Below are 21025 nucleotides of genomic sequence, written 5' to 3'. Positions count from 1 at the left end.
GGGCGTCCGCTTCACCCGCCCCCCGGCCCGCCCCCCCGGGCGCACCCCCCCCCCCCCCCCCCCGACCCCACCCAGCCGGGGGGGAATAAACCCCCCCCCGCCGGCATGCGAGGCGACGGGCGGGCAGGCGGCTACGGTTCGGCCGGGGTGCGGGCGCGGGCGCCCTCCCGGGTGCGGCCCGAGGCGGGGGCGCGCTGCGGGTGACGCCGGAGGTACTCGTCCTCCAGCTCCTTCAGCCGCTGCGTGTGCGTGGCCAGCGCGTCGTCCGAGCCGTGGAGCAGGGTCTCGTGGCGGGTGCGGTGGATGGTCTCCAGTTCCCGCAGCAACCGGCCGTCCTCGAGATCGCGCGGCGCCGCTCCGCCGGAGCGCTCTGCCATGGCAACCACCTCCACGTCCTACGGTAGACGCGTCGCGGCGGTTCAGCCGTCCGGCCCGGAGGCCACCTCCGGCGGGGGTTCCGGCGGCGGCAGGAGCGGGGCCGCGGCGGCGTGGGCGCGCAGGGCGCAGCGCACCGACCAGGTCACCGAGACCAGCGGCACCGCCACCACGGCGCCGACCACCCCGGCGGCGATGGCCCCCGCGACCACCGAGACGGCCACGACCAGCGGGTGCAGCGCCACCGCCCAGCTCATCACCAGCGGATGCAGCAGATGGCCCTCGATCTGGCCGATCACCACGATGAGGGCGAGCACCACGGCCGCGATGAGCGGCCCCTTCGCCGCCAGCGCGACCACGGTGGCGATCGCGAGCGCGACCGGGGAGCCGATCAGGGGAATGAAGGCGGCGAAGAACTCCAGCAGGGCCAGCGGGAGGGCCAGCGGGACCCCGAGGAAGTAGAGCGCCACCCCGACCAGGATCGCGTTGGTGGCCGCGACCAGGAGGATCCCGTGCGTGTAGCCGGTGAACGTGCGCCACGCCGCACGCCCGGCGAGGCCCACCCGCTCGCGCGCGGCCTCGGGCAGCTGGGCGCAGAACCAGGCCCACTGCCGGTCGCCGCCGTGCAGGAAGAAGACGGAGGAGAACACGGCGAGCGCCAGGACGGTGAGCCACTGCACCACCTGCCCGGCGCCGCTGACGGCCGTGTTCAGCAGGGCGGAGCGGTGGGAGGACACGTACTCCCCGAGGCGGGCCTGGATGTCGGAGAGGGCCTGCGACCCCAGGCGGAACGGCGGGCGCTCCAGCCCTTCCTGGATGCTGACGAGGCCCTCGCGGAACTCCCTGACGAGGCGGTCGCTCTCCCCCGCCACCGCCTCGCCGACGAGTGCGAACACGCCCAGCAGCAGGGCCGCGCTGCCGATGAGGCTGACGGCCACCGCCATCGAGCGAGGCACCAGCCGGGCCAGCCGGCGGGACAGCGGCGACAGCAGCGCGGTGACGACCAGGCCCAGGAACAGCGCCACGCCGATCTCGTGGAAGCGGCCGAGGACGGCGAAGACCGCGTAGACGGCACCCCCGACAACCAGCAGGCGCCAGGCATAGGACGCCGCCGTGCGCAGGAAAGGGGACACCGGGGGCATGACCCATGGCTGCCACCGGGGGCGGCCCCTGCCACGCGCCGGATCCCGTTTTGACCCGTCCGGGGCGAAAAACCGTTGCCGGGGCGTGCGGCCTGCCCGCACGATGGCCGGTTGTGAGTAGCTCCCGTCTGTCCTCCGTACTGCCCGACCTCTCCCCCTGGCGTTCCAGCCGCGACTTCCGGCTCCTCTTCTTCCAGGGCACGGTCACCTTCTTCGGCTCTTTCATGGCGATGATCGCCCTGCCGCTCCAGATCAAGCACCTGACGGACTCGCCGCTGGCGGTCGGTGCGATGGGCGCGGTGGAGCTCGTCCCGCTGGTGGTCTGCGGTCTGTACGGGGGCGCGCTGGCGGACGCGGTCGACCGGCGGCGGCTGATCCTGCTGACCGAGGCCGGGCTCGGGGTGCTGGCGCTGGTGCTGCTGGTCAACGCGCTGCTGCCGGACCCGCTGCTGTGGCCGCTGTACGTGGTGGCGGCGGGGGTATCGGCGCTGAGCGGCCTCCAGCGCCCCGCCCTGGACTCGCTGATGGCGCGGATCGTGCCGCACGACCAGCTGACCGCCGCCGCGGCGCTGAACGCGCTGCGCTACCAGTTCGGGGCGATCGCCGGGCCGGCGCTGGCCGGAGTGGTCGTCGCGTACGCCGGGTACGCCCCGGCGTACGGGGTGACCGTCGTGGGCTTCGCGGTCTCGGTGGTCCTGTGCGCGCGGCTGCGGCCGGCCCCGCCCGCGGGCGGCGGGGAGCGGCCGTCGCTGCGTGCGATAGCCGAGGGGGCGCGGTACGCGTGGAGCCGGCCGGTGCTGCTGGGGACGTACGCCGTGGACCTGGCGGCGATGTTCTTCGCGTTCCCCAACACGATCTTCCCGTTCCTCGCGGACGAGCTCGACGCCGAGTGGGCGCTGGGCCTGATGTACGCGGCGGGCGCGGTGGGCTCGCTGGTGCTGGGTCTGACCAGCGGCTGGGTGTCGCGGGTGCGCAGGCACGGGCTGCTGGTGGTCTTCGGGGCGGCCGCGTGGGGTCTGGCGATCGCCGCGGCGGGCTGGTTTCCGGACATCTGGCTGGTGCTGGTGTGCCTGGCGGCGGCGGGCGCGGGCGACATGCTGAGCGCCCTGGGCCGTTCCACCATCTGGAACCAGACGATCCCGGAGGAGCTGCGGGGGCGGCTGGCGGGGATCGAGGTGCTGTCGTACAGCGTGGGGCCCCAGCTCGGGCAGGTCCGGGCGGGTACGACGGCGGGCTGGACCGGGACCCGGCCGGCGTTCTGGAGCGGGGGCCTGGCCTGTGTGGCGTCGGTGGCGCTGCTGGCCGCGATGCTGCCCAGGCTGATCTCGTACGACGCGGACACCGACGAGGACGCGCTGCGCCGCCGGGCCGCCCGGGAGGAGTCCGCCGCGCAGGCGGATCCGGCGGGCGCGGCGGCCTGATCCCGCGCCCGGTGCGGGCGCCCGCACCGGGCGCCCGAACGGCGGTCCCCGCGGTGCGGGGGCGGGCCGGCGCCGGGAGGGTGACGCCATGGGCGACTGGTGGTACCGCAACATCGTGGAGCCGGGGAAGCTGCCCCTGCTCCTCGCGCTGGCCTCGTTCGTCGTCACCTTCGCGGCGACCCGGGTGGTCACCCGGATGATCCGCGCCGGGAGGGGCCCCTTCCGCAACGTCACTCCGGGCGGGCTGCACGTGCACCACTGCGTGCCCGGGGTGGTGCTGATGACCGTGGGCGGCTTCACCTCGATCGCGGGCGGCCGGGAGGGGTGGGGCGCCGGGCTGGCGGCCGTGCTGTTCGGGATGGGCACGGGCCTGGTGCTGGACGAGTTCGCGCTGATCCTGCACCTCAGCGACGTCTACTGGAGCAAGGAGGGCACGCTCAGCGTGGAGGTCGTGCTGCTGACCACGGCCCTGGCCGGGCTGCTGCTGTGCGGGTTCCTGCCGCTCGGGGTGGACGGCCTGACCGACGAGGAGACGGAGAACCGGTGGTTCGTGATGGGCACGGTGGTGCTCAACCTGGTGCTGGCGGTCGTCGCCCTGTTCAAGGGGAAGCCGCGGCTGGCCGTCCTCGGGGCCGTGGTCCCGCTGATCGCCCTGATCGCGGCGGTGCGCCTGGCCCGGCCGGTGTCCCCGTGGGCGCGCCGGTTCTACACCCGCCGGCCGCGGACCCGGGCGCGGACCATCCGGCGGGCCTACCGGCACGACCGGCGCTGGAGCGGGCTCCAGCGCCGGATCGGCTACATGATCGGCGGCGCGCCCAGCCGGTGATCCGGCCGCCGGGGGTGCTCAGTCCGAGGCGGGGGCCCCGTCGAGCTCCCAGGCGTGGCGCTTGAACTCCTTGCGGAAGTCGGCGTGGTCCTCCCACTGGCGGGCGATGCCGCGCAGTACGTCCCAGTGGTGCTCGACCGACTGGTCGATGACCTTGCGCACGAGCGGCTCGGCCGTCTCGCGGGTCGCGATGAGCCCCTTGACCGCGGAGGCCTCCAGCACGCTGTTGCGCAGTGCGCGCAGGGCCCGGGAGGTGTCGTCCATGGCGAAGCCGCGCTCACTTCCGGTCTCCGCGTCGAACAGCGGGGTGAGCCGCGCCTCGATGAACGCGGTGATCCGCTCGAAGTGCTGCACGTCCATCAGGGTTCTCCCGTTCCCGCCGGTCCGGCGCACGGCGCGGCACGGCTCGTCTCTTCGAAGCTGCTCGGGGGTGAGCTCGGGTGCAGGATACGAGGTCACGGGCGCCCGGGATGAGCCGGGCGGCCGGGGGCCCGGCTCAACGGCGCAGCGGGTGGGGTGCGGTGACGGAGAGGAGCGGCGGGGCCGGGGAGCCGTGGCGGTGCCCGCAGGGCTCGAAGACCAGGAGCACGGGCTCACCGGTGCGCTGGCGCCAGGAGACCCGCCGCGGCGGGGCGGCGCAGCGGGGACAGTCGGGCAGCGAACCCGGCTCGGTCCGGCACTCGGGGGCGGCCGTCAGCAGCGGCGGCACGGCGTGCGGGTCAGGCATGGGGGCTCCCTGGTCCGGAGGTTGCGCTCCTGGCACTGTGCCATGGGGGGTGCCTCCTCCGCACGGGTGAACGGTCCTGCGTTCCGGCAGGTCAGGGCCGTTTCGGCTGGTGAAATCGGGCCGACTGCGGGCACTTGGTGATCAAGTGGTCCTCCGTTCCGCCTCGACCAGCCCCGATTCGTAGGCGGCGATCACCGCCTGCGCGCGGTCCCGTACCCCCAGCTTGGCGAAGACGCCGGTGATGTGGTTCTTGACGGTGGAGACGCTGATGTCCAGTTCCGCGGCGATCTCGGCGTTGTCGAGCCCGCGGGCGAGCAGCCGCCAGATCTCCAGCTCGCGCGGGGTGAGTCCGGCGGGGTCCGCCGGGGCGGGCCGGGGCTCGCGGGCCGCGGCCCGTACGTAGGTGGAGATCAGCCGGGTCAGCAGCCTGGGGGCCACGGCGGCCTCTCCGGTGTGGACGGTACGGACGGCGGCGATCAGCTCCTCGGGGGAGACGTCCTTGGGCAGGAACCCGTAGGCGCCGGCGCGCAGGGCGGCGACCACGTACTCGTCCATGTCGAAGGTGCTCAGCGCCAGGACCCGGGATCGGGGGTGGGTGCGGGCCAGTTCCCCGGTGGCGCGGACCCCGTCGAGGACGGGCATGCGGATGTCCATCACCACCACGTCGGGCTGCAGCCGCCCGGCGAGCGCGACCGCCTCGGCGCCGTCCCCGGCCTCGCCGACGACCTCGACGTCCGGCTGGGGCGCCAGGATCAGGCTCAGGCCGCGCCGCACCAGCGGCTGGTCGTCGGCTATCAGTACGCGGATCATCGGCGGTGTTCCTCTCCTTGTGCCCCGTCCGGGGCCCCGGCGGCGGCCGGGACCGGGAGGCGGGCAGCGACCCGGAAGCCGCCGTCCTCCCGGGGGGCGGCCTCCAGGGTGCCGCCGTGCAGGGCGACGCGTTCACGCATGCCGATCAGACCGTACCCGCCGCGGCCCGGGTGCCGCGAAACCGAGCGGCGCGCCCCGTCCCCGGGGCCGTCGTCGCAGACCTCGACGGCCACCTCCTGCGGACGGTACGTCAGCAGGACCCGGGCGCCCGCGTTCCCGGCGTGCTTGCGGGCGTTGGTCAGGGCCTCCTGCACGACCCGGAACACGGTCAGGCCGACGGTGGGCGGCAGCGGGCGGACCGTTCCGAAGACGGTGAACTCGGTGTCCATGCCGGCCAGCCGGGACTCCGCGACGATCCGCTCCAGGTCGGCTGTCCCGGGCTGCGGGGCGGGCGGGGCGGTCTCCGCCTCCTCCCCGGCCCGCAGCACGTCGAGGAGCTGGCGCATCTCGCCGAGGGCCATCCGGCCGGAGTCCTCCAGGACCACCAGGGCGTCGCGGGCCGCGCCGGGGTCGTGCGCGAGGTTGGCGCGGGCGCCGCCGGCCATCAGCTGCATGGTGGTGATGTGGTGGGCGACGATGTCGTGGAGCTCGCGGGCGATCCGGCGGCGTTCCTCGGCCACCGCCCGTTCGGCGAGCAGCCGCCGGTTGGCCTCGGTCTCCCGCTGCCAGCGGTCGGCGGCAACGGCGGCGCCGACGACCAGGACGCCGGCGAGCGCGTTGGTGAGGACGTTCATGCCGGAGGGGAGCAGGGAGCCGCCCAGGCCGACGGCGGCCAGCGGCACGGAGGCCAGACCGGCGGCGGCGACCACGGCGGGCCGGCAGCTGCGGGCCACGGTGAAGAGGGCGACGGTCAGGGCCAGGCCGAAGTGCGGCGCCGCCGGGGTGACGACGTTCACCACCATGCCCAGGGCGAGCACGGCGCCGAGCACCGGAACCGGGTACCGGCGCCGGAACAGCAGGGTCAGGGCGGCGAGGACCAGCCCGAGCGCGGCGGTGGCCGTGAAGGGGGGCCCGTCCACCACGGCACTGAGGGACAGACCGATGAGGTCGATGGCCGCCGCCCCCGCCGCCACCAGTCCGTCGCCCCGCGTCCACTCCAGGCGCTCGGCGCGCGTGCCCATCGTTTCCCGCTTCCTCCGCGGGCCGCTCCCGCCCGGCCGGTCCGGGGCGGCGCGCGGCCGTCGCGCGGAGCCCCATTCTGGCAAAGGCCCCTGGTCCGGGCGCCGTCCCCGGGTCGGGGCCCGGACCAGGACCGTGGTCCTGGTCCGGGCCCGGAGCCGGACCCCGGTCCCGAGGGGCGGATCCTCCCCTGCCCGGACGCGCGGGGCCCGGCCGGCTGATGGTCTGGAAGCCCGTCGGCGGTGCGCCGGCGGTGCACGTCGCAGAGACCGGAGGAGAGAAGTGATCCGCGCCCTGACGGGATGTTCGACGAGACACGCGTGGAAGGTGATCGCCGTCTGGGCGGTGGTGGGCATCGCGCTGGCGATCCTGGGCCAGGCGTTCGTGCACCGGGCGACCCAGTCCGGCAACGGCGGTTTCCTGCCCCGGAGCTACGACTCGGCCGCCGCGCTGCGGATCGCCGAGGAGGACTTCGGGATCCGGCCGGACGCCGACCCGCTGACCGTGCTCGTGGCCCGCACGGACGGGGCGGCCCTGTCGGCGGCCGACGAACGGAGGATCGGGGAGGTGGCCTCGCGGCTGGCCCGGCAGCGGGTGGTCATGCCCCGGTCGAAGGACGACCCGCCGCTGATGCAGGACCACTCCCAGGTGCCCCGCATCGGCGCGGGGGCCACGGCCCCGGACCGGGCCTTCCGGCTGCTGCCCGTGGAACTGACGGGCAATCCGCAGGACCCGGGGGTGCAGGGCACCTACCGGGCCTTCCGGGAGCAGGCGCGGAGCGCCTTCCACGAGGCGGGGCTGCGGACCGGGTTCACGGGCGGGCTGGCGACGACCGTGGACACCGTCGACGCCGAGGAGACCCGCACGCTGGTCGTCGGCCTGGTGATGACCGGGCTGATCGTGCTGCTCCACGTCCTGGTGTTCCGCAGTCTGGCGGCGGCCCTGCTGCCGCTGGTGACGGTGACGATCGTCGGCGGGGCGGCTGCGGGGGCGGTGGTCGGCGCGGCCCTGCTGACCGGGATCGACCTGGCCCCGTCCACGCCCGGGCTGATCAATGTGGTGCTGATCGGCATCGGCGTCGACTACTTCCTCTTCCTGCTGTTCCGCTTCCGCGAGCAGCTGCGCGCCCATCCCGCGCAGTCGGGCCGCGAGGCGGCGGCCGAGGTGGCGGGCCGGGTGGGCACGGCGGTCACCTCGGCGGCGCTGACGATCGTCGCGGCGTTCGCCACGCTCGGGATCGCCTCCTTCGGCCAGTTCCGCGTGCTGGGCCCGGCCATCGCGGTGGCGGTGCTGGTGATGCTGCTGGGCAGCCTGACGCTGATGCCCGCGCTGCTGGCCGTGACGGGCCGCCGGATGTTCTGGCCCTCGCGCTCGCTGCGGCGGGCTCCGCGCCCGGGTGCGGCGGGGCGGCTGGGCGAGCGGATCGCCCGGCGGCCGGTGGCCCACGCCGTGGCCGCGGTGGTGGTCCTGGGCGCCCTGACGGCGGGGGCCGCAGGGGTGCGGATGGACTACGGGCAGGGCGGCGACGGCGGTGAGCGGACCGCGGCCGTGCTGACGGCGCAGGAGATCGCCCGGTCGATGCCGGCCGGGGCCTCGGACCCGGCGACCGTCTTCGTCCGGGCAGAGGACGGCGCCCCGATGACCGCCGAGCGGGTGGCGGGGCTGGCCGGGGCGCTCGCGCGGGTGCCCGGGGTGGGGCAGGTCGCCCCGACGGTGCTGAGCGAGGACCGCCGGGCGGCCCGCATCGACCTGGTGCTGGCGGCCGAGCCGGGCGGGCAGCGGGCCCGCGACCTGGTGTCCGGTCCGGTGCGCACGGCCGTACGGGCGCACGTGCCGACCGGGACCGAGGCCCATGTCGGGGGCACGGCCGCGGTCTTCGCCGACATCGCGGTGGCGGTGGGCGAGGACCTGGAGGTGATCTTCCCGGTGGCGGCGGTGCTGATCGCGCTGATCCTGCTGGTGCTGCTGCGCAGCCTGCTCGCGCCGGTGGTGCTGATGGTGTCCGTGGGGCTCGGGTTCACGGCCACGCTGGGTGCGGCGACACTGGTGTTCCAGCACGCGCTGGGACGGCCCGGGGTGGACTTCACCCTGCCGCTGGTGCTGTTCCTGTTCGTGGTGGCCCTCGGCACCGACTACAACATCCTGATCGCCGACCGGATCCGGGAGGAGATGGAGCGCCCCGGCCCGGCGCGGGCCGCCGTGGGCCGGGCGGTCCGGCACACGGCGCCGGCCATCGCGGCGGCGGGCCTGGTGCTGGCCGCCTCCTTCGGCAGCCTGGCGGTCAGCCCGCAGCCGGGCCTCCAGCAGACCGGATTCGCGACGGCGGTGGGCATCCTGCTGTCGGCGTTCGCCCTGTCGGTGGTCCTGGTCCCCGCCCTGGCGGCCCTGCTGGGCCGCTCCCTGTGGTGGCCGGTGCGCCCCCGCCCGAAGGAGGCGGCGCCCTCGGCGGAACGGCCCGAGCCCGGGCGGGTCCCGGTCGGCTGAGGGCCGGGGCCGGGGGCCCGCCGGGCGGTACGCCTCCGGGTCGCCCGGCGCCGTACCCGGACCCGGGGCCCGGCAGGGCCCCGGCGGCCCCCGGCGCGCGGGCCCCGCGGTGGCGGACCGCCGCTCCCGGAGCCTCAGCCGACGCGGAAGGCGATGGCCTCGGGCTCCCGGTGGAAGGTGACCCGGTCCCAGGCCGGGAAGGCCAGGTCGGTGACGGCGACCAGCCGGCCGGAGGCGTCGTGCACGGTCCTGCGGACCGAGAGCCCGCAGGCGGAGGACACGCCGGCGGGGTGGCTGGTGCGGGTCATCGTGATGGTCTCGGCGGTGCGGCCCCGGGCCGCGGCCCGCTCCAGCCAGCGGTGCAGGGGCCGCAGGTCCTCCTCACCGGCGGCCGCCGGCCGCTCCAGGTAGGCGGCGAGCTGCGGGGTACGGGCGACGGTACGCGGGTCGAGGTAGGTCACGGTGTGCTGGACGACGCGGCCGTCGGCGGCGTACACGCGGTGGTGGTGGACCAGGGTGCGCTCCCGCGCGCCCGTCCCGAGCAGCGCCGCGAGCGCGGGCGGCACGGTGGCCAGGGCGATTCGGGCCCGGGCGGGCGCGGCGGGGCGCGCGGGGCCCGGCGCGCCCTGCCGGCCGGCGGGCCGGGGCGGCCGCGGGGGCTCCGGGGGCGGGGCGGCTCGGGTGCCCCGGCGGCCGGTGACGACCAGTCCGTCGGCGCGCAGCTCCTGGAGGGCGGCGCGGACGGTCTGCCGGTTGACCTCGTAGCGGGCGGCGAGGGTGCGTTCGGAGGGCAGTCTGCCCCCGGCGGTCCGGGCGGCGTGGTCGAGTTCGTCCCGCAGCGCTGCGGCGATCCGCTGGTACTTGGGCACGGCGGCGGGGCCGATGCCCCGCGAAGGGGAGGGCATGGCTTCTCCTCTGACGGGTGGTCAAGGATGGCGCGGTCTGCCCCATCAACCTAGCATTGGTCTATACCTTTCGAAACAGGGATCCCCGCCGGCCAGCGCCACCTTGGCCGAATCCGGCTCCGCCGCCACCTCCGCGCACTACGCCCGCAGCGGGTTCGGCAGCTCCAGGTAGCGCGCGTCCGCGCCGTCCGCGCGGGTCCAGCGCAGCAGCAGGTTCGTCTTGGCCGGAAGCGCGGGGGCTTCGAGGAGCCGCGCGACCTCGGGCAGGCCGTGCTCGGCGTCATAGCGCAGGAACTCCTCGCGCACCGCAGGCCACACCCGGCCGGACAGCTCCGGACGGTGCTCGGCCAGGGCCCCGGCCACCTCCGCCAGGTGGTTGACGACCAGGCAGTACACGAGCCGCTCCCAGGCCGCCTCCCGCGGCATGTCCCGCGGGAGTTTGACCCCCTCCGCGTCGCGGAAGAGGGCCTGCACGGGCGTGCCCCGCCCGTCGACGGCCACCAGGCAGTTCTGGAGGTGGGCCTCCAGCACGATCCCGTGCCGCGCGAACAGGTCCAGCACCGGGGGCACGACCCGGCGCAGGTAGGCCCGCCACCATTCCCACGGGTCGGGCGCGGCCTCCAGCGGACTGCCGGGGAAGCCCTCGGCGAGCGCCGCGCACAGCAGCGGCGTCGCCCCCGGGAGCACCCGCCCGCTCAGTCCGTCGCGGACCAGGACGGCGAGTTCCTCGAAGGCGAAGGCGGCGGTACGGTAGCCGCGGTCGCACAGCCAGACCGCCTCCGCACCGGTCCGGCGGCGCAGGTCGGCGAAACCCTCCTCGACGGCTGAGTCGGTACGGCGCAGCCTGAGCAGGTCGTGGCGCCACAGCCGGCGCACGTCGTTGGTGATGCGCACGTCGAGGCTGAACTTCGCGAACAGGTCGGCGTCCGGGCCGGCCGCCCGGACGGTGCGGATCGAGGCGGTGGGCCACACCGGCAGCCGGGTCGGGCCGAGCCGCAGCAGGCGCCCGTCGGCGAGGGCCTCGCGCACCTCCCGCCGGCCGGCGACCAGGTCGAGCTGCCAGGGGTGCGCGGGCAGCGCGCGGTAGCCGGCGGGCGGGCGGGGGCCGCCGAGGATCCCGGCCAGCGCGTCGACCGCCGCGGCGGCCTCCGCTCCGCCCTCCTCCGCCACCTGGTCCTCGCGCAGCCCCAGCATCACGAGCGGGAAGCTCGCGTGCGCCTCGGGGGCGTACGGCAGCCAGCTCGCGGCGGGGCCGCCGCCGCGTGTCTTGGGCGCGGGGTGGTACGGGTGGCCCATGAGCAGGGCCTGCTCGGAGCGGACGTAGGGGTCCCCCGGCGGCTCGGCGCCGGCCCGGGCGGCCAGCAGCGCGGCGACGGTGTCGCGGCTGTCGGCCATCTCCACCGGCAGCTCGTCGTTGGAGACCCCGGTGTGCCGGAGCAGTTCGTCGGAGGCGAGCTTGACGAGTTCGGGGTGGCTCAGCGGGCGCCAGCCGTCCGCGGTGCGCAGCTCGGGGTCCGCGGGCCGGCGGCCGCCGGCGACTCGCAGGAGCCGGCCGCTGCCACGCAGCCGGTGGACGTGCGCGCCCTCGGCGTCGGCCACCTCCCGCAGCAGGCAGTTCAGGAGCGGGGCGGCGGCGTAGGCGTCGGCGGCGGCGTTGAGGTCCACTGGATCCATTCGGGGCTTCGGTGCTTCGGTGCTTCGGTGTCTCGGCGGTCTGTGCTTCTGTGCGCCGGGGTCCCCGGGTGGGGCAACCGGCCGTGATCTTCAGTATCCGGGATGATGACTTGATCATCGGGTGAAGCCCTCAGTCAGCAGCGATCCGAAAGGAACGGGACCCTGGACCGCAGCACGCACGTTCCCCCGCCCGACCCCCGGTCCTCCCCGGCGGGCCCCGCCGAGGAGGCGGTCGCCGCCGCCCTGGCCGGCGTACGGCCCGGGCTCGGGTCCGCGTACGAGGCCGCGCTGGACGGCGCGCGCTCCGCCGTGCTGACCCGCCTCTGGCGGGCACTGGCCTTCGAACCGCTGCCGTGGGTGGTGGGCCGGGAGCAGGGGCCGGACTCGCTCGGACTGCTGCTGGCGGGCGGCTCACGGCTGGAGGGGCCGCGCCCGGACCCGTACGCGACGGAGGCCTACGTCACCGAGGTGCGGCTCGACGGACGGCCGTACCGGCAGGCGGCCCGGCTGGTCGAGGCGCTGCGGGTGCCGCACGGCGCCGCCGGGCCCCTCGGGGCCGCCTTCGCCTCCTTCGCCGCCGAGCTCGACGACAGCACCGCCTCCCTCGCCCTGTCCCGCGCCGGGCAGCCGCCCGCGGAGCGGGCGGAGCCACGCACCACCTGGGAGTGGGAACAGCGGGTGGTCGACGGGCACCCGTACCACCCCAACTGCCGCTCCCGGCCCGGGTTCTCGGTCGCGGAGCAGCTGGCCTACGCACCGGAGCACGGGCCGCTGGTGGAGCTCGGTCTGGTCCCCGTCCGGGCGCGGGAGTGCCTGGTCGCCGGGGACTGGCCGGAGCACCTGCGCGACGGGGACCGGATCCTGGTCCCGGTGCACCCGTGGCAGGCCGAGCACGTCCTCAAGGGCGAGGAGCTCCTGCCGGGACCGGCCGCCCACCCCCTGATGGCGCTGCGCACGCTCGCCCCGGCGGCGGGCGGCCCCCATGTGAAGACGGCCCTGAGCACGCGGCTGACCTCCTCGGTGCGGGACATCTCCGCCTACTCCGTCGAGACGGCCGCCGTGGTCTCGGACTTCGCACACGCGCTGGCCGAGCGCCTGGACGGCCGCCTGCACATCACCCGCACCCTCGGTGCGGCCACCGCCTGCAGCCCGGACCTGGCGGCGGTCCTCCGCGAGCCCCCGGAGGCGTACGCGCGGGCCGGGGAGCGGGTCGTACCGGTGGCGGCGCTGGCGGGGACCGCGTTGGCCCGGTCGGCGGACTGGCAGGCGCGGTTCGCCCGGCTGGCGCTGTCGGTGTGCCTGCGGGTGCTGGACCTGGGCGTGGCGCTGGAGGCCCACGGGCAGAACCTCCTGGTGGTCCTGGCCGCCGACGGCACCCCGCTGCGCCTGGTCTACCGCGACCTGGCCGACATCCGGATCAGCCCGGCCCGGCTGGCCCGGCACGGGCTGCCGGTGCCACCGCTGTCGGGCCGACTGGTGACGGACGACGAGACGGTGCTGCGGCGCAAGATGTTCGGCTCCCTGGCCGCCGGGGCGCTCGCCGCGACGGCGGGCTCGCGGCGGGCCTTCGGGGCGGCCCTGGCGGCCGGGCTGGACGGACTGGCGCCGACCGCCGACTCGGAGGCGCTGCGCGGGCCGCTGCCGGTGAAGGCGCTGACCCTGATGCGCCTGAGCCCGGGGGTGCCCGGGGACCAGTGGACGCGGCTGCCCAGTCCGCTGACCGGGGCGTGAAGGAGGGGCGGCCACCGGTGAATCCGGCCGTCCGTCCCACTAATGTGCAGGAGCATGACAGCAACCTCGCGTCACCACGCCGGACGGGCGTTCCACGACCGCGACGCCGTCGGCCGCGCCCGGACGCTGCGGGACGACCCGGCGGTGCGGCCCCTGGACCGGGCGATGCTGGACGCCTTCGCCGCGTACGCGCGCGCCGGGGGCGGGGCGGTCGCCGACCTGGGCTGCGGTCCGGGCCGCACGACGGCGTACCTGGACCGGTGCGGCGTACGGGCCTTCGGCGTCGACCTGTCCCCGGCGATGGTGGCGGCGGCCCGCCGCGCGTATCCGGGGCTGCGGTTCGAGGTCGGGCGGATGGCCGGGCTGGACGTGGCCGACGGGGCGCTGGGCGGCGTCCTGTCCTGGTACGGGACCGTCCGCACCCCGCCGACGGAACTCCCCGAGCTCTTCGCCGAGTTCGCCCGGGTGCTGGCGCCCGGCGGCTACGCCCTGGTCGCGTTCGAGGCCGGGGAAGGGGAGGGGGACGAGGACGGTCGCAACCCCGCGCACCCGGCCGACCCCGACGTGTACACGACCCCGCCCGGGCTGATCGCCGGACTGCTGGCGGGGGCGGGGCTCGCGGAGACGGCCCGCATGGTCCGGGAACCGGACGAAGGGGAGCCCGGCCCCCGGGGCTTCGTCCTGGCCCGCCGCCCCCCGACGCCCTGACGCAGGGCCCCGAAGGGGGCGGCGGCCCGGCTGCGGTGGCAGTTCGGCGGTACCGGCGGCCCGGCGGGGGCGGCGGCCCGGTCTCCGCCGGGACCGCCGGCGGGGGTGCCCGTGCGGCCGGGTGGGGCGGGACCAGTGCTGCGCTGCGCCTCTCCGCCGGGCTGACGCGTCGCCAGCGGGCGGGCGTCCGCCCGGGAGTCCGCCGTTCGGGCGACAACGCGGCTCCGGCGGGCCCGCCTTCGACTCGATCGGGGCGGGCGGTGGCAGGAAGGAAGTATGAATTTCCCACGACGCCGGGTCCTCGCGGGCGCGGCCGCCGCCGTGCTCGGCGCCGGCGGGGCGGGCCCCTCGGCCGCCTCCCCCGCGCCGGCCGCCGCCCGTGCGCGTGCCCCGCGGGCCGGCTCCGCGGCCGGGCCGGACTTCGGGGCGCTGGCCCGGGCGATGGACGGCCGGGTGGTCCTTCCGGGGGACCGCGACTACGCCGAGGCCCGGCAGTCGTTCCAGCCCCGCTACGACTCCGTCGCCCCCGGCGCCGTGGCCTATCCGCAGCACGCCGACGACGTGGCCGTCTGCCTGGACTTCGCCCGCCGCTCGGCCGCCGCGGTGGTGCCGCGCGGCGGCGGGCACAGCTACGCGGGCTGGTCGGCGGTGGCCGCCGGACTCGTGGTCGACGTCGGCGCCATGGCCCGGGTGGCGGTCGAGGGGGACGAGGTGCGCGTCGGCGCGGGCGCCCGGCTGGCCGACGTGCACGCGGCCCTCGCCGGGCGCGGCCTGGGCGTCCCCGCCGGGCTGTGTCCCTCCGTCGGCATCGCGGGCCTCACCCTCGGCGGCGGCCTGGGCCTCTCCTCCCGGGCCCACGGCACCACCTCCGACCGGCTCGCCGGCGCCCGGGTGGTGACCGCCGACGGGGTGGTGCGCGAGGCCGGCCCGGACCGGGACCCGGAGCTGTTCTGGGCGCTGCGCGGGGGCGGGGGAGGGAACTTCGGGGTGGTCACCGAGTTCCGCCTGCGCACCCATCCGGTCGGCGACGCCGCCTTCGCCGAACTGCACTGGCCCGGCGCGGACTCGGCGGCGGTGGTGCGCGGCTGGCAGCGCTGGCTGTGCGCGCTGCCGGACCCGTTCTGGAGCCAGGCCGAGTTCACGGTGGAGGCCGGCTCGACCGCCGTCCTGGCCGTCCGGGCGGTGTGCCTCGACGGACGCGCGGAGCTGGAGCGGGAACTCGCCCGGCTGGCGGGCCTGGTGGGGCGGGAGCCCCGGGACGCCTGGATCTCCGTCCGCGGTTACGGGGACACGGTGCGGGCCATGGCGGGCTGTCCCGAGGGCGGACCGGAGCTGTGCCGGCTGCCGGGGCGGCTGCCCGGCCGGGATCCGCGGGGACGCCTGGGCCGGGACTCGTACGCGGCCCGCTCCGACTTCTGGGACGGTGCCGGGCTGCCGGACGCGGCGCTCGGCGCGGTCCTGGACGCGCTCGGGCGGTACGGGCGGGCGGTGCCCCCGGGCGGGCGGGGCGTGGTGCAGTTCGACGGGGTGTGCGGCGGGGCCGTGAACCGGGTGTCCGCCGACGCCACCGCCTTCGTCCACCGCGACAGCGCCTTCCTGGCCCAGTACCTCGCGTACTGGCCGCCGTCCGCGGACGCCGCCGGCGCGGCCCGGCACCAGGACTGGCTCGACGGGCTGTGGCGGGCCCTGCGCCCGTGGGCGGGCGGCCGGGCCTACCAGAACTACGCCGACCCGAAGCTGACCGGCTGGCGGGAGGCCTACTACGGGCCGAACCTCCCCCGCCTGGAGCGGGTCCGGCGCACCTACGACCCCGACCGGCTGCTGCGTTTCCCCCAGGCCGTCTAGGCCGTCACGAACAGGAACGAGACATGCTGCGAACGTTCACACTGGCGGCGGCGACCGCCGCCCTGCTGCTGCCGGGAGCGCCGCTGCCCGGAGCCGGATCCGGCAGCGCCGAGGCCTCGGCCGGACGCTGGACCGCACGCGAGGCCGCCGCGTTCTGGACGCCGGCGCGGATGGCCTCGGCGGTCCCCGTACCCGACCCGCCGGCCCCCGGCGGGGCGGCTTCCGGCGGGGCGGCTTCCGGCGGGGCGGCTTCCGGCACCGCGGCACCCGGCACGACTACGCCCGGCGCGCTGGTACCTGGCGCGGCGGCACCCGGCGCGCACGTACCCGGGGCGGGGGCCTCGGCGGCGGCCACCCCCGCCCCGCCCTCCGCGCCCCCCGCCCCGGAGGCGCCCGCCGCTTCCGCCGCCGCCGCGGCGGCGCTGCCCGCGCCCGCACCGGCGGCGAGCACCCTGCCCGCTCCCCTGCCCCCCGCCCCCACGCCCACGGCGGCACCGCCCTCCCCGCTGCCCGCCCGGGTGCTCCCGACCGGCCCGGCCGGGGTGGGGCAGGACTTCGACGGGATCCCGGTCGTCGGCCGTATGTTCGTCATGAAGGGCGCCGGCGCCTACTTCTGCACCGCCAGCGTGGTCTCCTCACCCGGCCGCAACATGGTGCTCAGCGCGGCGCACTGCCTGCTCGGCAGCGACACCCGCCAGATCGCCTTCGTCCCGCAGTACACGCGCGCCAACCCGCGCCCGTACGGGATGTTCCCGGTCCTGCGGGACGCGGCGGGCCGCTCGAAGGTCTGGATCGCCTCCCGCTACCGCACCGAGGGCGCCGCGAAGGCCGCCACCCTCGACGTGGCCTTCGCCCAGGTCGGACCGGACACCGACGGCGAGGACGTCGAGGACGTGGTCGGCGGGAACCGGCTCGTCACCGGGGCCACCTTCAACCACCCCAAGGTCGTCCTCATCGGCCACCCGGCGCCGGCGCCGCGCCCGCGCGTGTGCGTCAACAAGACGACCAAGTTCACCAGCACCGACCCGGGGAGCCCCGGATCGTTCCTGCGGATCGACTGCACCGGCTACCCGGGCGGAACCAGCGGCGGCCCCTTCATCACCCGCTTCGACGAGGACACCGCGACCGGGGACGTGGTCGGGGTGATCGGCGGCTGGGAGACCGGCGGACCCACGGCCGACACCTCGTACAGCGCCTACTTCGGCGCGGAGGTCAGGAAGCTGTACCAGTCGGCGGTCGCCGGGGTGCGGGCGGAGTGAGCACCCGCACCCAGCGGGTCCGGCGCGGGTTTCCGACCGTCCGCGGGGTCACCGGCACCCCGCCGGCGGTCAGGCCGTCGGCCGGGGGCAGCTCCAGCTGACGGCGCAGGTCGGCGAGGGCCGCGTGCACGGGCGCCAGGATGACCTCGGCCCTCGGGTGGATGTGTGCCAGGGCGTGCGCGGTGGTCTCGATCGCCTCGGCGGCGTCCTCGGCGGCGGTCCGGCTCCACCCGCCCGGGCCGCCGCCGTACCAGGGCGCGACGGCGTCATAGAGGTGGCAGGCGGCATCGGCCGCGGCGTCGGCCCGTTCGCCGACACCCGGCGCCGCGATCATCGGCAGCAGCTCCATGACCGGTCAACGAACGGAACCCGCCGGGGGAACGAGCCGCCGGCGGGGCGCTACGGGGCGACGGTCCGGAGCCAGAGCGGCAGCAGCAGGAGGGAGACCACCGAGCTCTTGATCACGACGGCGGCGGAGAGGTCGACGCCGACGTCGTAGCGCTGGGCGAAGATGAAGAGGTTCTGCGGGGTCGGCATCGCGGCGATCAGGACGAGGTACGCGAGCCACGGACTCCCCGTCCCGAACAGCCCCCCGCACACCGCCCAGGCCAGCAGGGGGAAGGCCAGGCACTTGAAGGCGATCAGGGCGGCCTCCTCCCGGGTGGTGCCCCGGACGTCCAGGCCTGTGCCGCCGAGGTGCAGGCCGAGGGCGAACAGGGCCACCGGCGAGGCACTGTCGCCGACGAACGCGGCCCCGTCGAGGAGCACCTTCGGGACGTGCACCGAGAGCAGGTTGAGCAGGATGCCCGCGTTGCAGGCCAGGACGAGCGGGGTGGCGAGGGAGGCGGCCAGGGCCCGGGAGATCCGGGTGCCGGGGCCGCCGGCGCCCGCCCGGCCCAGCTCCATGAGGGCGATCACCACAAGCGAGAGGACGCACACCTGGAACAGCAGCACCGGGAAGATCGGGGCCGCCGTCCCGAACAGGGTGATGAAGACGGGGACGGCGAAGTAGGCGGTGTTGACCTGGACCCCGGCCATCACGCGCAGCGCCACCGCGCGGGGCTCCCGCACGCCGTACGCGGCGGCGCCGAGGGCCACGGCGAGGACGGCGAGGGCGGCGGTGGCCGCGTAGCCGCCGATGGCCCGCCAGTCGAACAGGGCTCCGAGGTCGGCGGCGTAGATGTTGCCGAAGAGGTAGCAGGGGACGGCGAAGAGGAAGGCGTAGTCGGAGAAGGCCTTGGAGGCCTCCGCCGGGACGGTCTTGCGGCGGGCGAGCAGGACCCCGCCGCCGAAGGCCAGCAGGACCGGCACCAGCTTCTCGAGTGCGGCTGCCCCGCCCATGCGCACCGGCTCCCTCGTTCGGTTTTCGGACGGCGTGCAGCCTATCCGTCCGCGCTGCCGTCCCCCTCGGAAGCCCCGGCGCATAGGCTGGCGGATCATGAGGTTCATACCGCGCGTCCCGGGCCGCTCCCGGAGGAATCCGGCCGCCCGGCCGCTGCCGCCCGACACCGCCGGCCGGTTCGCGCAGCTGGCGGTGGCGCTGCGCACCCCGGCCCGGGCGGGCGAGCCGCTGCTGGCACGGGCGCCGCGCCGCTGGCAGCGGACGGCGCCCTTCGCCGTCGCGGCCGTCTTCGTGGTCGTGCTGCTCCCCGTGACCATCGCGGTGCTGACGAACGACTACCGGGTGGGCGGCGGCTGGGCGGGGGCGCTGGGCGTGGCGCAGACGGTGCCGCTGCTGCTGGCGGTGACCCGGCCGGTGCCCGCCTGGGCGGCGGTGCTGGCCGCGGACGTGGTCGGGGCCGTGCTGCTGGTCTCCGCCGACGGGGCTGCGGGCCGCCCCTGGCCATGGACGCCGATGGGGATCGTCGGGTACCTGGTGCTGATGGCCTGCCTGGGGCTGCGGGAGTCCGTCCGGACGCTGGTCGGGGTGTGGCTGGCGACGGGGGCGGCCGGGGTGGTGCTGGGCTTCTTCGCACCGGCCGGGGTCGTCGACACGGTGGCCCTGCAGTTCGTGCTGGCCGGGGTCGTGCTGGCGCTGACCGGTGCGCTGCGCGGGCTGGGCGACGCCCGGCAGCGGATCGCGGAGCAGGAGAGCATCAGCGGGGCGGAACGGGCGCGGCGCACGCTGCTGGAGGAACGGGCTCGGATCGCCCGGGAGTTGCACGACGTGGTGGCCCACCACATGTCGGTGATCACGGTGCAGGCCGACTCCGCCCCGTACCGGCTGCCGGGCATGGAGGAGCCGGTGCGCGAGGAGTTCGAAGCGATCGCGGCGAGTGCGCGCGAGTCGCTGGGCGAGATGCGGCGGCTGCTGACGGTGCTGCGCGGGGACGGGGCCGGCGACGGGGCGGGCGGCGGGGAGCGGGCGCCGCAGCCGGGCGTCGGACGGGTCCAGCAGCTGGTGGAGGCGACCGTACGGGCCGGGCAGCCGGTGGAGCTGTCCCTGGCCGCGGGCGTGGCCGAGGCGGCGCGGGCGGTGCCGGCCGTGGACCTGTCGGCGTACCGCATCGTGCAGGAGGCCCTGGCGAACGTGGTGCGGCACGCCCCCGGGGCACGGACGCGGGTGTCGGTGACGTGTTCCGCCGGGAATGGCGAGGTGCTCGTCCTCGTGGTCAACGGCCCGGCGGAGAACGGCGTGGTGGAGCTGGATGCCGCGGGCACGGGGCACGGTCTGGTGGGGATGCGCGAGCGCGTACGGTTGACCGGCGGGACCCTGGACGCGGGCCCGCTGCCCGAGGGCGGCTTCCGGGTCGCCGCCCGGCTGCCGCTCGACTCCCGGACCGAGGAATCCAGTTGACCATCCGAGTGATCGTCGTCGACGACCAGGCCATGGTGCGGGCGGGGTTCGCCGCGCTGCTGTCCGCGCAGGCCGACATCGACGTCGTGGGCGAGGCGCCCGACGGCCGGGAGGGCGTGCGGCTCTCGCGCACGGTGCACCCGGACGTGGTGCTGATGGACGTACGGATGCCGGAGCTGGACGGGCTCTCGGCCGCCCGGGAGCTCCTGGACCCGCCCGCGGGGGTGGCGCACCGGCCGAAGGTGCTGATGCTGACCACCTTCGACATCGACGACTACGTGTACGAGGCGCTGCGCGCGGGCGCGTCCGGCTTCCTGCTGAAGGACGCCCCGCCCGCCGACCTGATCGCGGCGGTCCGGGTGGTGGCCTCGGGCGAGGCACTGCTGGCGCCCTCGGTGACGCGGCGGCTGATCGCGGACTTCGTGCGGCAGCGCCCCGCGCGGCGCAAGGACCCGGCGCTGCGGCTGAACGGCCTGACCCCGCGGGAGACGGAGGTGCTGGAGCTGATCGCGCGGGGGCTGTCGAACCAGGAGATCGCCGCGCACCTGGTGCTGGCCGAGCAGACGGTCAAGACCCACATCGGGCGGGTGCTGGGCAAGCTGGACCTGCGCGACCGGGCGCAGGCGGTGATCTTCGCGTACGAGGCGGGCCTGGTCCGCCCGGGGGACCCCGCCTGACCGGGCCGGCCGTGCGGAGGCGGGGGCGGCCCTCTTCCGACGGGAGCTAGACTTGCAGAGTTGCGCAATTCGGCAAGGGAGCTCAGTGGTCATGACGGACGACACCCCCGCGCACGGCGCCTCCCGGGAGCGGGCCGCCGAGCAGGAGAAGTGGAAGGCGAAGGGCGTAGCCCTGCGTGCCTTCTTCTACATCGCCGGCACGCACGTGTTCGCCGCGTTCGTCATGCTGCTGTTCTACCTGGGCCAGCACGCCCAGAAGTGAGGCGGCTCCCGGCTGCCCGCCGGGGCGGGCGGTGCGGGGGCCGGCCAGGATACCGGCCCGGCCCTCCAGGACGCCGGAGAAGACGCCGCGGGCGGCGCGAGGCGGTTCGACGGTCTGCGGGCGGGTGAGCCGGTAGTACACGTGGGAGCCCTCCCTGCGGGTGACCACGAGGCCGGCCCCGCGCAGGACGGCCGGCTGCCGGG

The 21025-nt window shown here is 76.4% G+C and carries 20 protein-coding genes; 10 read left to right on the top strand and 10 right to left on the bottom strand.

What is annotated here, in order from left to right; all coding sequences use genetic code 11:
- Positions 1-131 precede the first annotated feature (131 nt).
- Positions 132-377 carry a DUF6158 family protein gene (locus tag ACFY15_RS09815; RefSeq protein ID WP_390687254.1) on the bottom strand — a complete coding sequence of 82 codons (246 nt, stop codon included), beginning with the start codon at positions 375-377 and terminating at the stop codon, positions 132-134.
- Positions 378-419: 42 nt separating this feature from the next.
- On the bottom strand, positions 420-1517 hold the full coding sequence (locus tag ACFY15_RS09810) for an AI-2E family transporter (RefSeq protein WP_390687253.1): 1098 nt from the start codon (positions 1515-1517) through the stop codon (positions 420-422).
- Positions 1518-1645: 128 nt separating this feature from the next.
- On the opposite strand from ACFY15_RS09810, the gene ACFY15_RS09805 reads away from it, so the two are divergent.
- Positions 1646-2938, top strand: coding sequence for an MFS transporter (locus ACFY15_RS09805; protein ID WP_390825379.1), 1293 nt, complete (start codon positions 1646-1648; stop codon positions 2936-2938).
- A gap of 88 nt (positions 2939-3026) precedes the next feature.
- A complete protein-coding gene (locus ACFY15_RS09800; protein ID WP_390687252.1) occupies positions 3027-3764 on the top strand; it encodes a hypothetical protein in 738 nt (245 codons plus the stop codon).
- Between the two features lie 18 nt (positions 3765-3782).
- Here the strand turns inward: ACFY15_RS09800 and ACFY15_RS09795 are convergent, their stop codons facing one another.
- The 4 genes from ACFY15_RS09795 to ACFY15_RS09780 form a co-directional block, all read right to left on the bottom strand.
- The gene (locus ACFY15_RS09795) at positions 3783-4124 is read right to left on the bottom strand and encodes a hypothetical protein (protein ID WP_390687251.1); all 342 of its coding nucleotides are present in this window, start codon (positions 4122-4124) and stop codon (positions 3783-3785) included.
- Positions 4125-4260: 136 nt separating this feature from the next.
- Positions 4261-4491: a hypothetical protein gene (locus ACFY15_RS09790; protein WP_390687250.1), complete on the bottom strand. Its 231-nt coding sequence runs from the start codon at positions 4489-4491 to the stop codon at positions 4261-4263.
- A 141-nt stretch (positions 4492-4632) separates the two neighbouring features.
- Complete coding sequence (locus ACFY15_RS09785) at positions 4633-5301, bottom strand: response regulator (protein ID WP_390687249.1); 669 nt, start codon at positions 5299-5301, stop codon at positions 4633-4635.
- The gene (locus ACFY15_RS09780; RefSeq protein WP_390687248.1) at positions 5298-6482 is read right to left on the bottom strand and encodes a sensor histidine kinase; all 1185 of its coding nucleotides are present in this window, start codon (positions 6480-6482) and stop codon (positions 5298-5300) included. Before ACFY15_RS09780 ends, ACFY15_RS09785 begins: the two co-directional genes overlap by 4 nt.
- A 325-nt stretch (positions 6483-6807) precedes the next feature.
- On the opposite strand from ACFY15_RS09780, the gene ACFY15_RS09775 reads away from it, so the two are divergent.
- Complete coding sequence (locus tag ACFY15_RS09775) at positions 6808-8964, top strand: MMPL family transporter (protein ID WP_390825313.1); 2157 nt, start codon at positions 6808-6810, stop codon at positions 8962-8964.
- Positions 8965-9098: 134 nt separating this feature from the next.
- Here ACFY15_RS09775 and ACFY15_RS09770 read toward each other — a convergent pair whose 3' ends face one another.
- The gene (locus ACFY15_RS09770) at positions 9099-9869 is read right to left on the bottom strand and encodes a GntR family transcriptional regulator (RefSeq protein ID WP_390687246.1); all 771 of its coding nucleotides are present in this window, start codon (positions 9867-9869) and stop codon (positions 9099-9101) included.
- A gap of 138 nt (positions 9870-10007) precedes the next feature.
- Entirely contained in the window at positions 10008-11543 is a 1536-nt protein-coding gene (locus ACFY15_RS09765; RefSeq protein WP_390825312.1) for an IucA/IucC family protein, read from the bottom strand.
- A 162-nt stretch (positions 11544-11705) separates the two neighbouring features.
- Between ACFY15_RS09765 and ACFY15_RS09760 the strand changes: the two genes are divergently transcribed.
- The 4 genes from ACFY15_RS09760 (at position 11706) to ACFY15_RS09745 (ending at position 17086) form a co-directional block, all read left to right on the top strand.
- Positions 11706-13274: an IucA/IucC family protein gene (locus ACFY15_RS09760; protein WP_390825378.1), complete on the top strand. Its 1569-nt coding sequence runs from the start codon at positions 11706-11708 to the stop codon at positions 13272-13274.
- A 54-nt stretch (positions 13275-13328) separates the two neighbouring features.
- Entirely contained in the window at positions 13329-13982 is a 654-nt protein-coding gene (locus ACFY15_RS09755; protein ID WP_390825311.1) for a class I SAM-dependent methyltransferase, read from the top strand.
- A 276-nt stretch (positions 13983-14258) separates the two neighbouring features.
- Positions 14259-15827: an FAD-binding oxidoreductase gene (locus tag ACFY15_RS09750; RefSeq protein WP_390825310.1), complete on the top strand. Its 1569-nt coding sequence runs from the start codon at positions 14259-14261 to the stop codon at positions 15825-15827.
- 23 nt (positions 15828-15850) lie between these two features.
- Positions 15851-17086, top strand: coding sequence for a hypothetical protein (locus ACFY15_RS09745; RefSeq protein ID WP_390825309.1), 1236 nt, complete (start codon positions 15851-15853; stop codon positions 17084-17086).
- Here the strand turns inward: ACFY15_RS09745 and ACFY15_RS09740 are convergent.
- Positions 17040-17435, bottom strand: coding sequence for a hypothetical protein (locus tag ACFY15_RS09740; RefSeq protein WP_390687241.1), 396 nt, complete (start codon positions 17433-17435; stop codon positions 17040-17042). The genes ACFY15_RS09745 and ACFY15_RS09740 overlap by 47 nt on opposite strands.
- A 50-nt stretch (positions 17436-17485) precedes the next feature.
- Positions 17486-18427, bottom strand: a complete 942-nt coding sequence (locus ACFY15_RS09735) for an AEC family transporter (protein WP_390687240.1) — start codon at positions 18425-18427, stop codon at positions 17486-17488.
- A 97-nt stretch (positions 18428-18524) separates the two neighbouring features.
- Here ACFY15_RS09735 and ACFY15_RS09730 point away from each other — a divergent pair, with 97 nt between their 5' ends.
- The 3 genes from ACFY15_RS09730 to ACFY15_RS09720 all read left to right on the top strand — a co-directional run bounded on the left by ACFY15_RS09730 (position 18525) and on the right by ACFY15_RS09720 (position 20822).
- Positions 18525-19883, top strand: coding sequence for a sensor histidine kinase (locus ACFY15_RS09730; protein WP_390687239.1), 1359 nt, complete (start codon positions 18525-18527; stop codon positions 19881-19883).
- Positions 19880-20560, top strand: coding sequence for a response regulator (locus ACFY15_RS09725; RefSeq protein WP_390687238.1), 681 nt, complete (start codon positions 19880-19882; stop codon positions 20558-20560). The genes ACFY15_RS09730 and ACFY15_RS09725 overlap by 4 nt, the downstream gene beginning before the upstream one ends.
- Positions 20561-20651: 91 nt before the next feature.
- Complete coding sequence (locus tag ACFY15_RS09720; RefSeq protein ID WP_390825308.1) at positions 20652-20822, top strand: DUF6126 family protein; 171 nt, start codon at positions 20652-20654, stop codon at positions 20820-20822.
- The last annotated feature ends 203 nt before the right edge of the window (positions 20823-21025 follow it).

This window comes from Streptomyces sp. NPDC001373 (assembly GCF_042895815.1).
Classification (GTDB): Bacteria; Actinomycetota; Actinomycetes; order Streptomycetales; family Streptomycetaceae; genus Streptomyces.
This window is presented reverse-complemented; position numbering and strand designations above follow the sequence as displayed.

Coding starts and splice junctions, on each gene's coding strand:
- ACFY15_RS09815 (WP_390687254.1), bottom strand. CDS start 377: ATGGCAGAGCGCTCCGGCGGAGCGGCGCCGCGCGATCTCGAGGACGGC.
- ACFY15_RS09810 (WP_390687253.1), bottom strand. CDS start 1,517: ATGCCCCCGGTGTCCCCTTTCCTGCGCACGGCGGCGTCCTATGCCTGG.
- ACFY15_RS09800 (WP_390687252.1), top strand. CDS start 3,027: ATGGGCGACTGGTGGTACCGCAACATCGTGGAGCCGGGGAAGCTGCCC.
- ACFY15_RS09795 (WP_390687251.1), bottom strand. CDS start 4,124: ATGGACGTGCAGCACTTCGAGCGGATCACCGCGTTCATCGAGGCGCGG.
- ACFY15_RS09790 (WP_390687250.1), bottom strand. CDS start 4,491: ATGCCTGACCCGCACGCCGTGCCGCCGCTGCTGACGGCCGCCCCCGAG.
- ACFY15_RS09785 (WP_390687249.1), bottom strand. CDS start 5,301: ATGATCCGCGTACTGATAGCCGACGACCAGCCGCTGGTGCGGCGCGGC.
- ACFY15_RS09780 (WP_390687248.1), bottom strand. CDS start 6,482: ATGGGCACGCGCGCCGAGCGCCTGGAGTGGACGCGGGGCGACGGACTG.
- ACFY15_RS09770 (WP_390687246.1), bottom strand. CDS start 9,869: ATGCCCTCCCCTTCGCGGGGCATCGGCCCCGCCGCCGTGCCCAAGTAC.
- ACFY15_RS09765 (WP_390825312.1), bottom strand. CDS start 11,543: ATGGATCCAGTGGACCTCAACGCCGCCGCCGACGCCTACGCCGCCGCC.
- ACFY15_RS09755 (WP_390825311.1), top strand. CDS start 13,329: ATGACAGCAACCTCGCGTCACCACGCCGGACGGGCGTTCCACGACCGC.
- ACFY15_RS09750 (WP_390825310.1), top strand. CDS start 14,259: ATGAATTTCCCACGACGCCGGGTCCTCGCGGGCGCGGCCGCCGCCGTG.
- ACFY15_RS09745 (WP_390825309.1), top strand. CDS start 15,851: ATGCTGCGAACGTTCACACTGGCGGCGGCGACCGCCGCCCTGCTGCTG.
- ACFY15_RS09740 (WP_390687241.1), bottom strand. CDS start 17,435: ATGGAGCTGCTGCCGATGATCGCGGCGCCGGGTGTCGGCGAACGGGCC.
- ACFY15_RS09735 (WP_390687240.1), bottom strand. CDS start 18,427: ATGGGCGGGGCAGCCGCACTCGAGAAGCTGGTGCCGGTCCTGCTGGCC.
- ACFY15_RS09730 (WP_390687239.1), top strand. CDS start 18,525: ATGAGGTTCATACCGCGCGTCCCGGGCCGCTCCCGGAGGAATCCGGCC.
- ACFY15_RS09720 (WP_390825308.1), top strand. CDS start 20,652: ATGACGGACGACACCCCCGCGCACGGCGCCTCCCGGGAGCGGGCCGCC.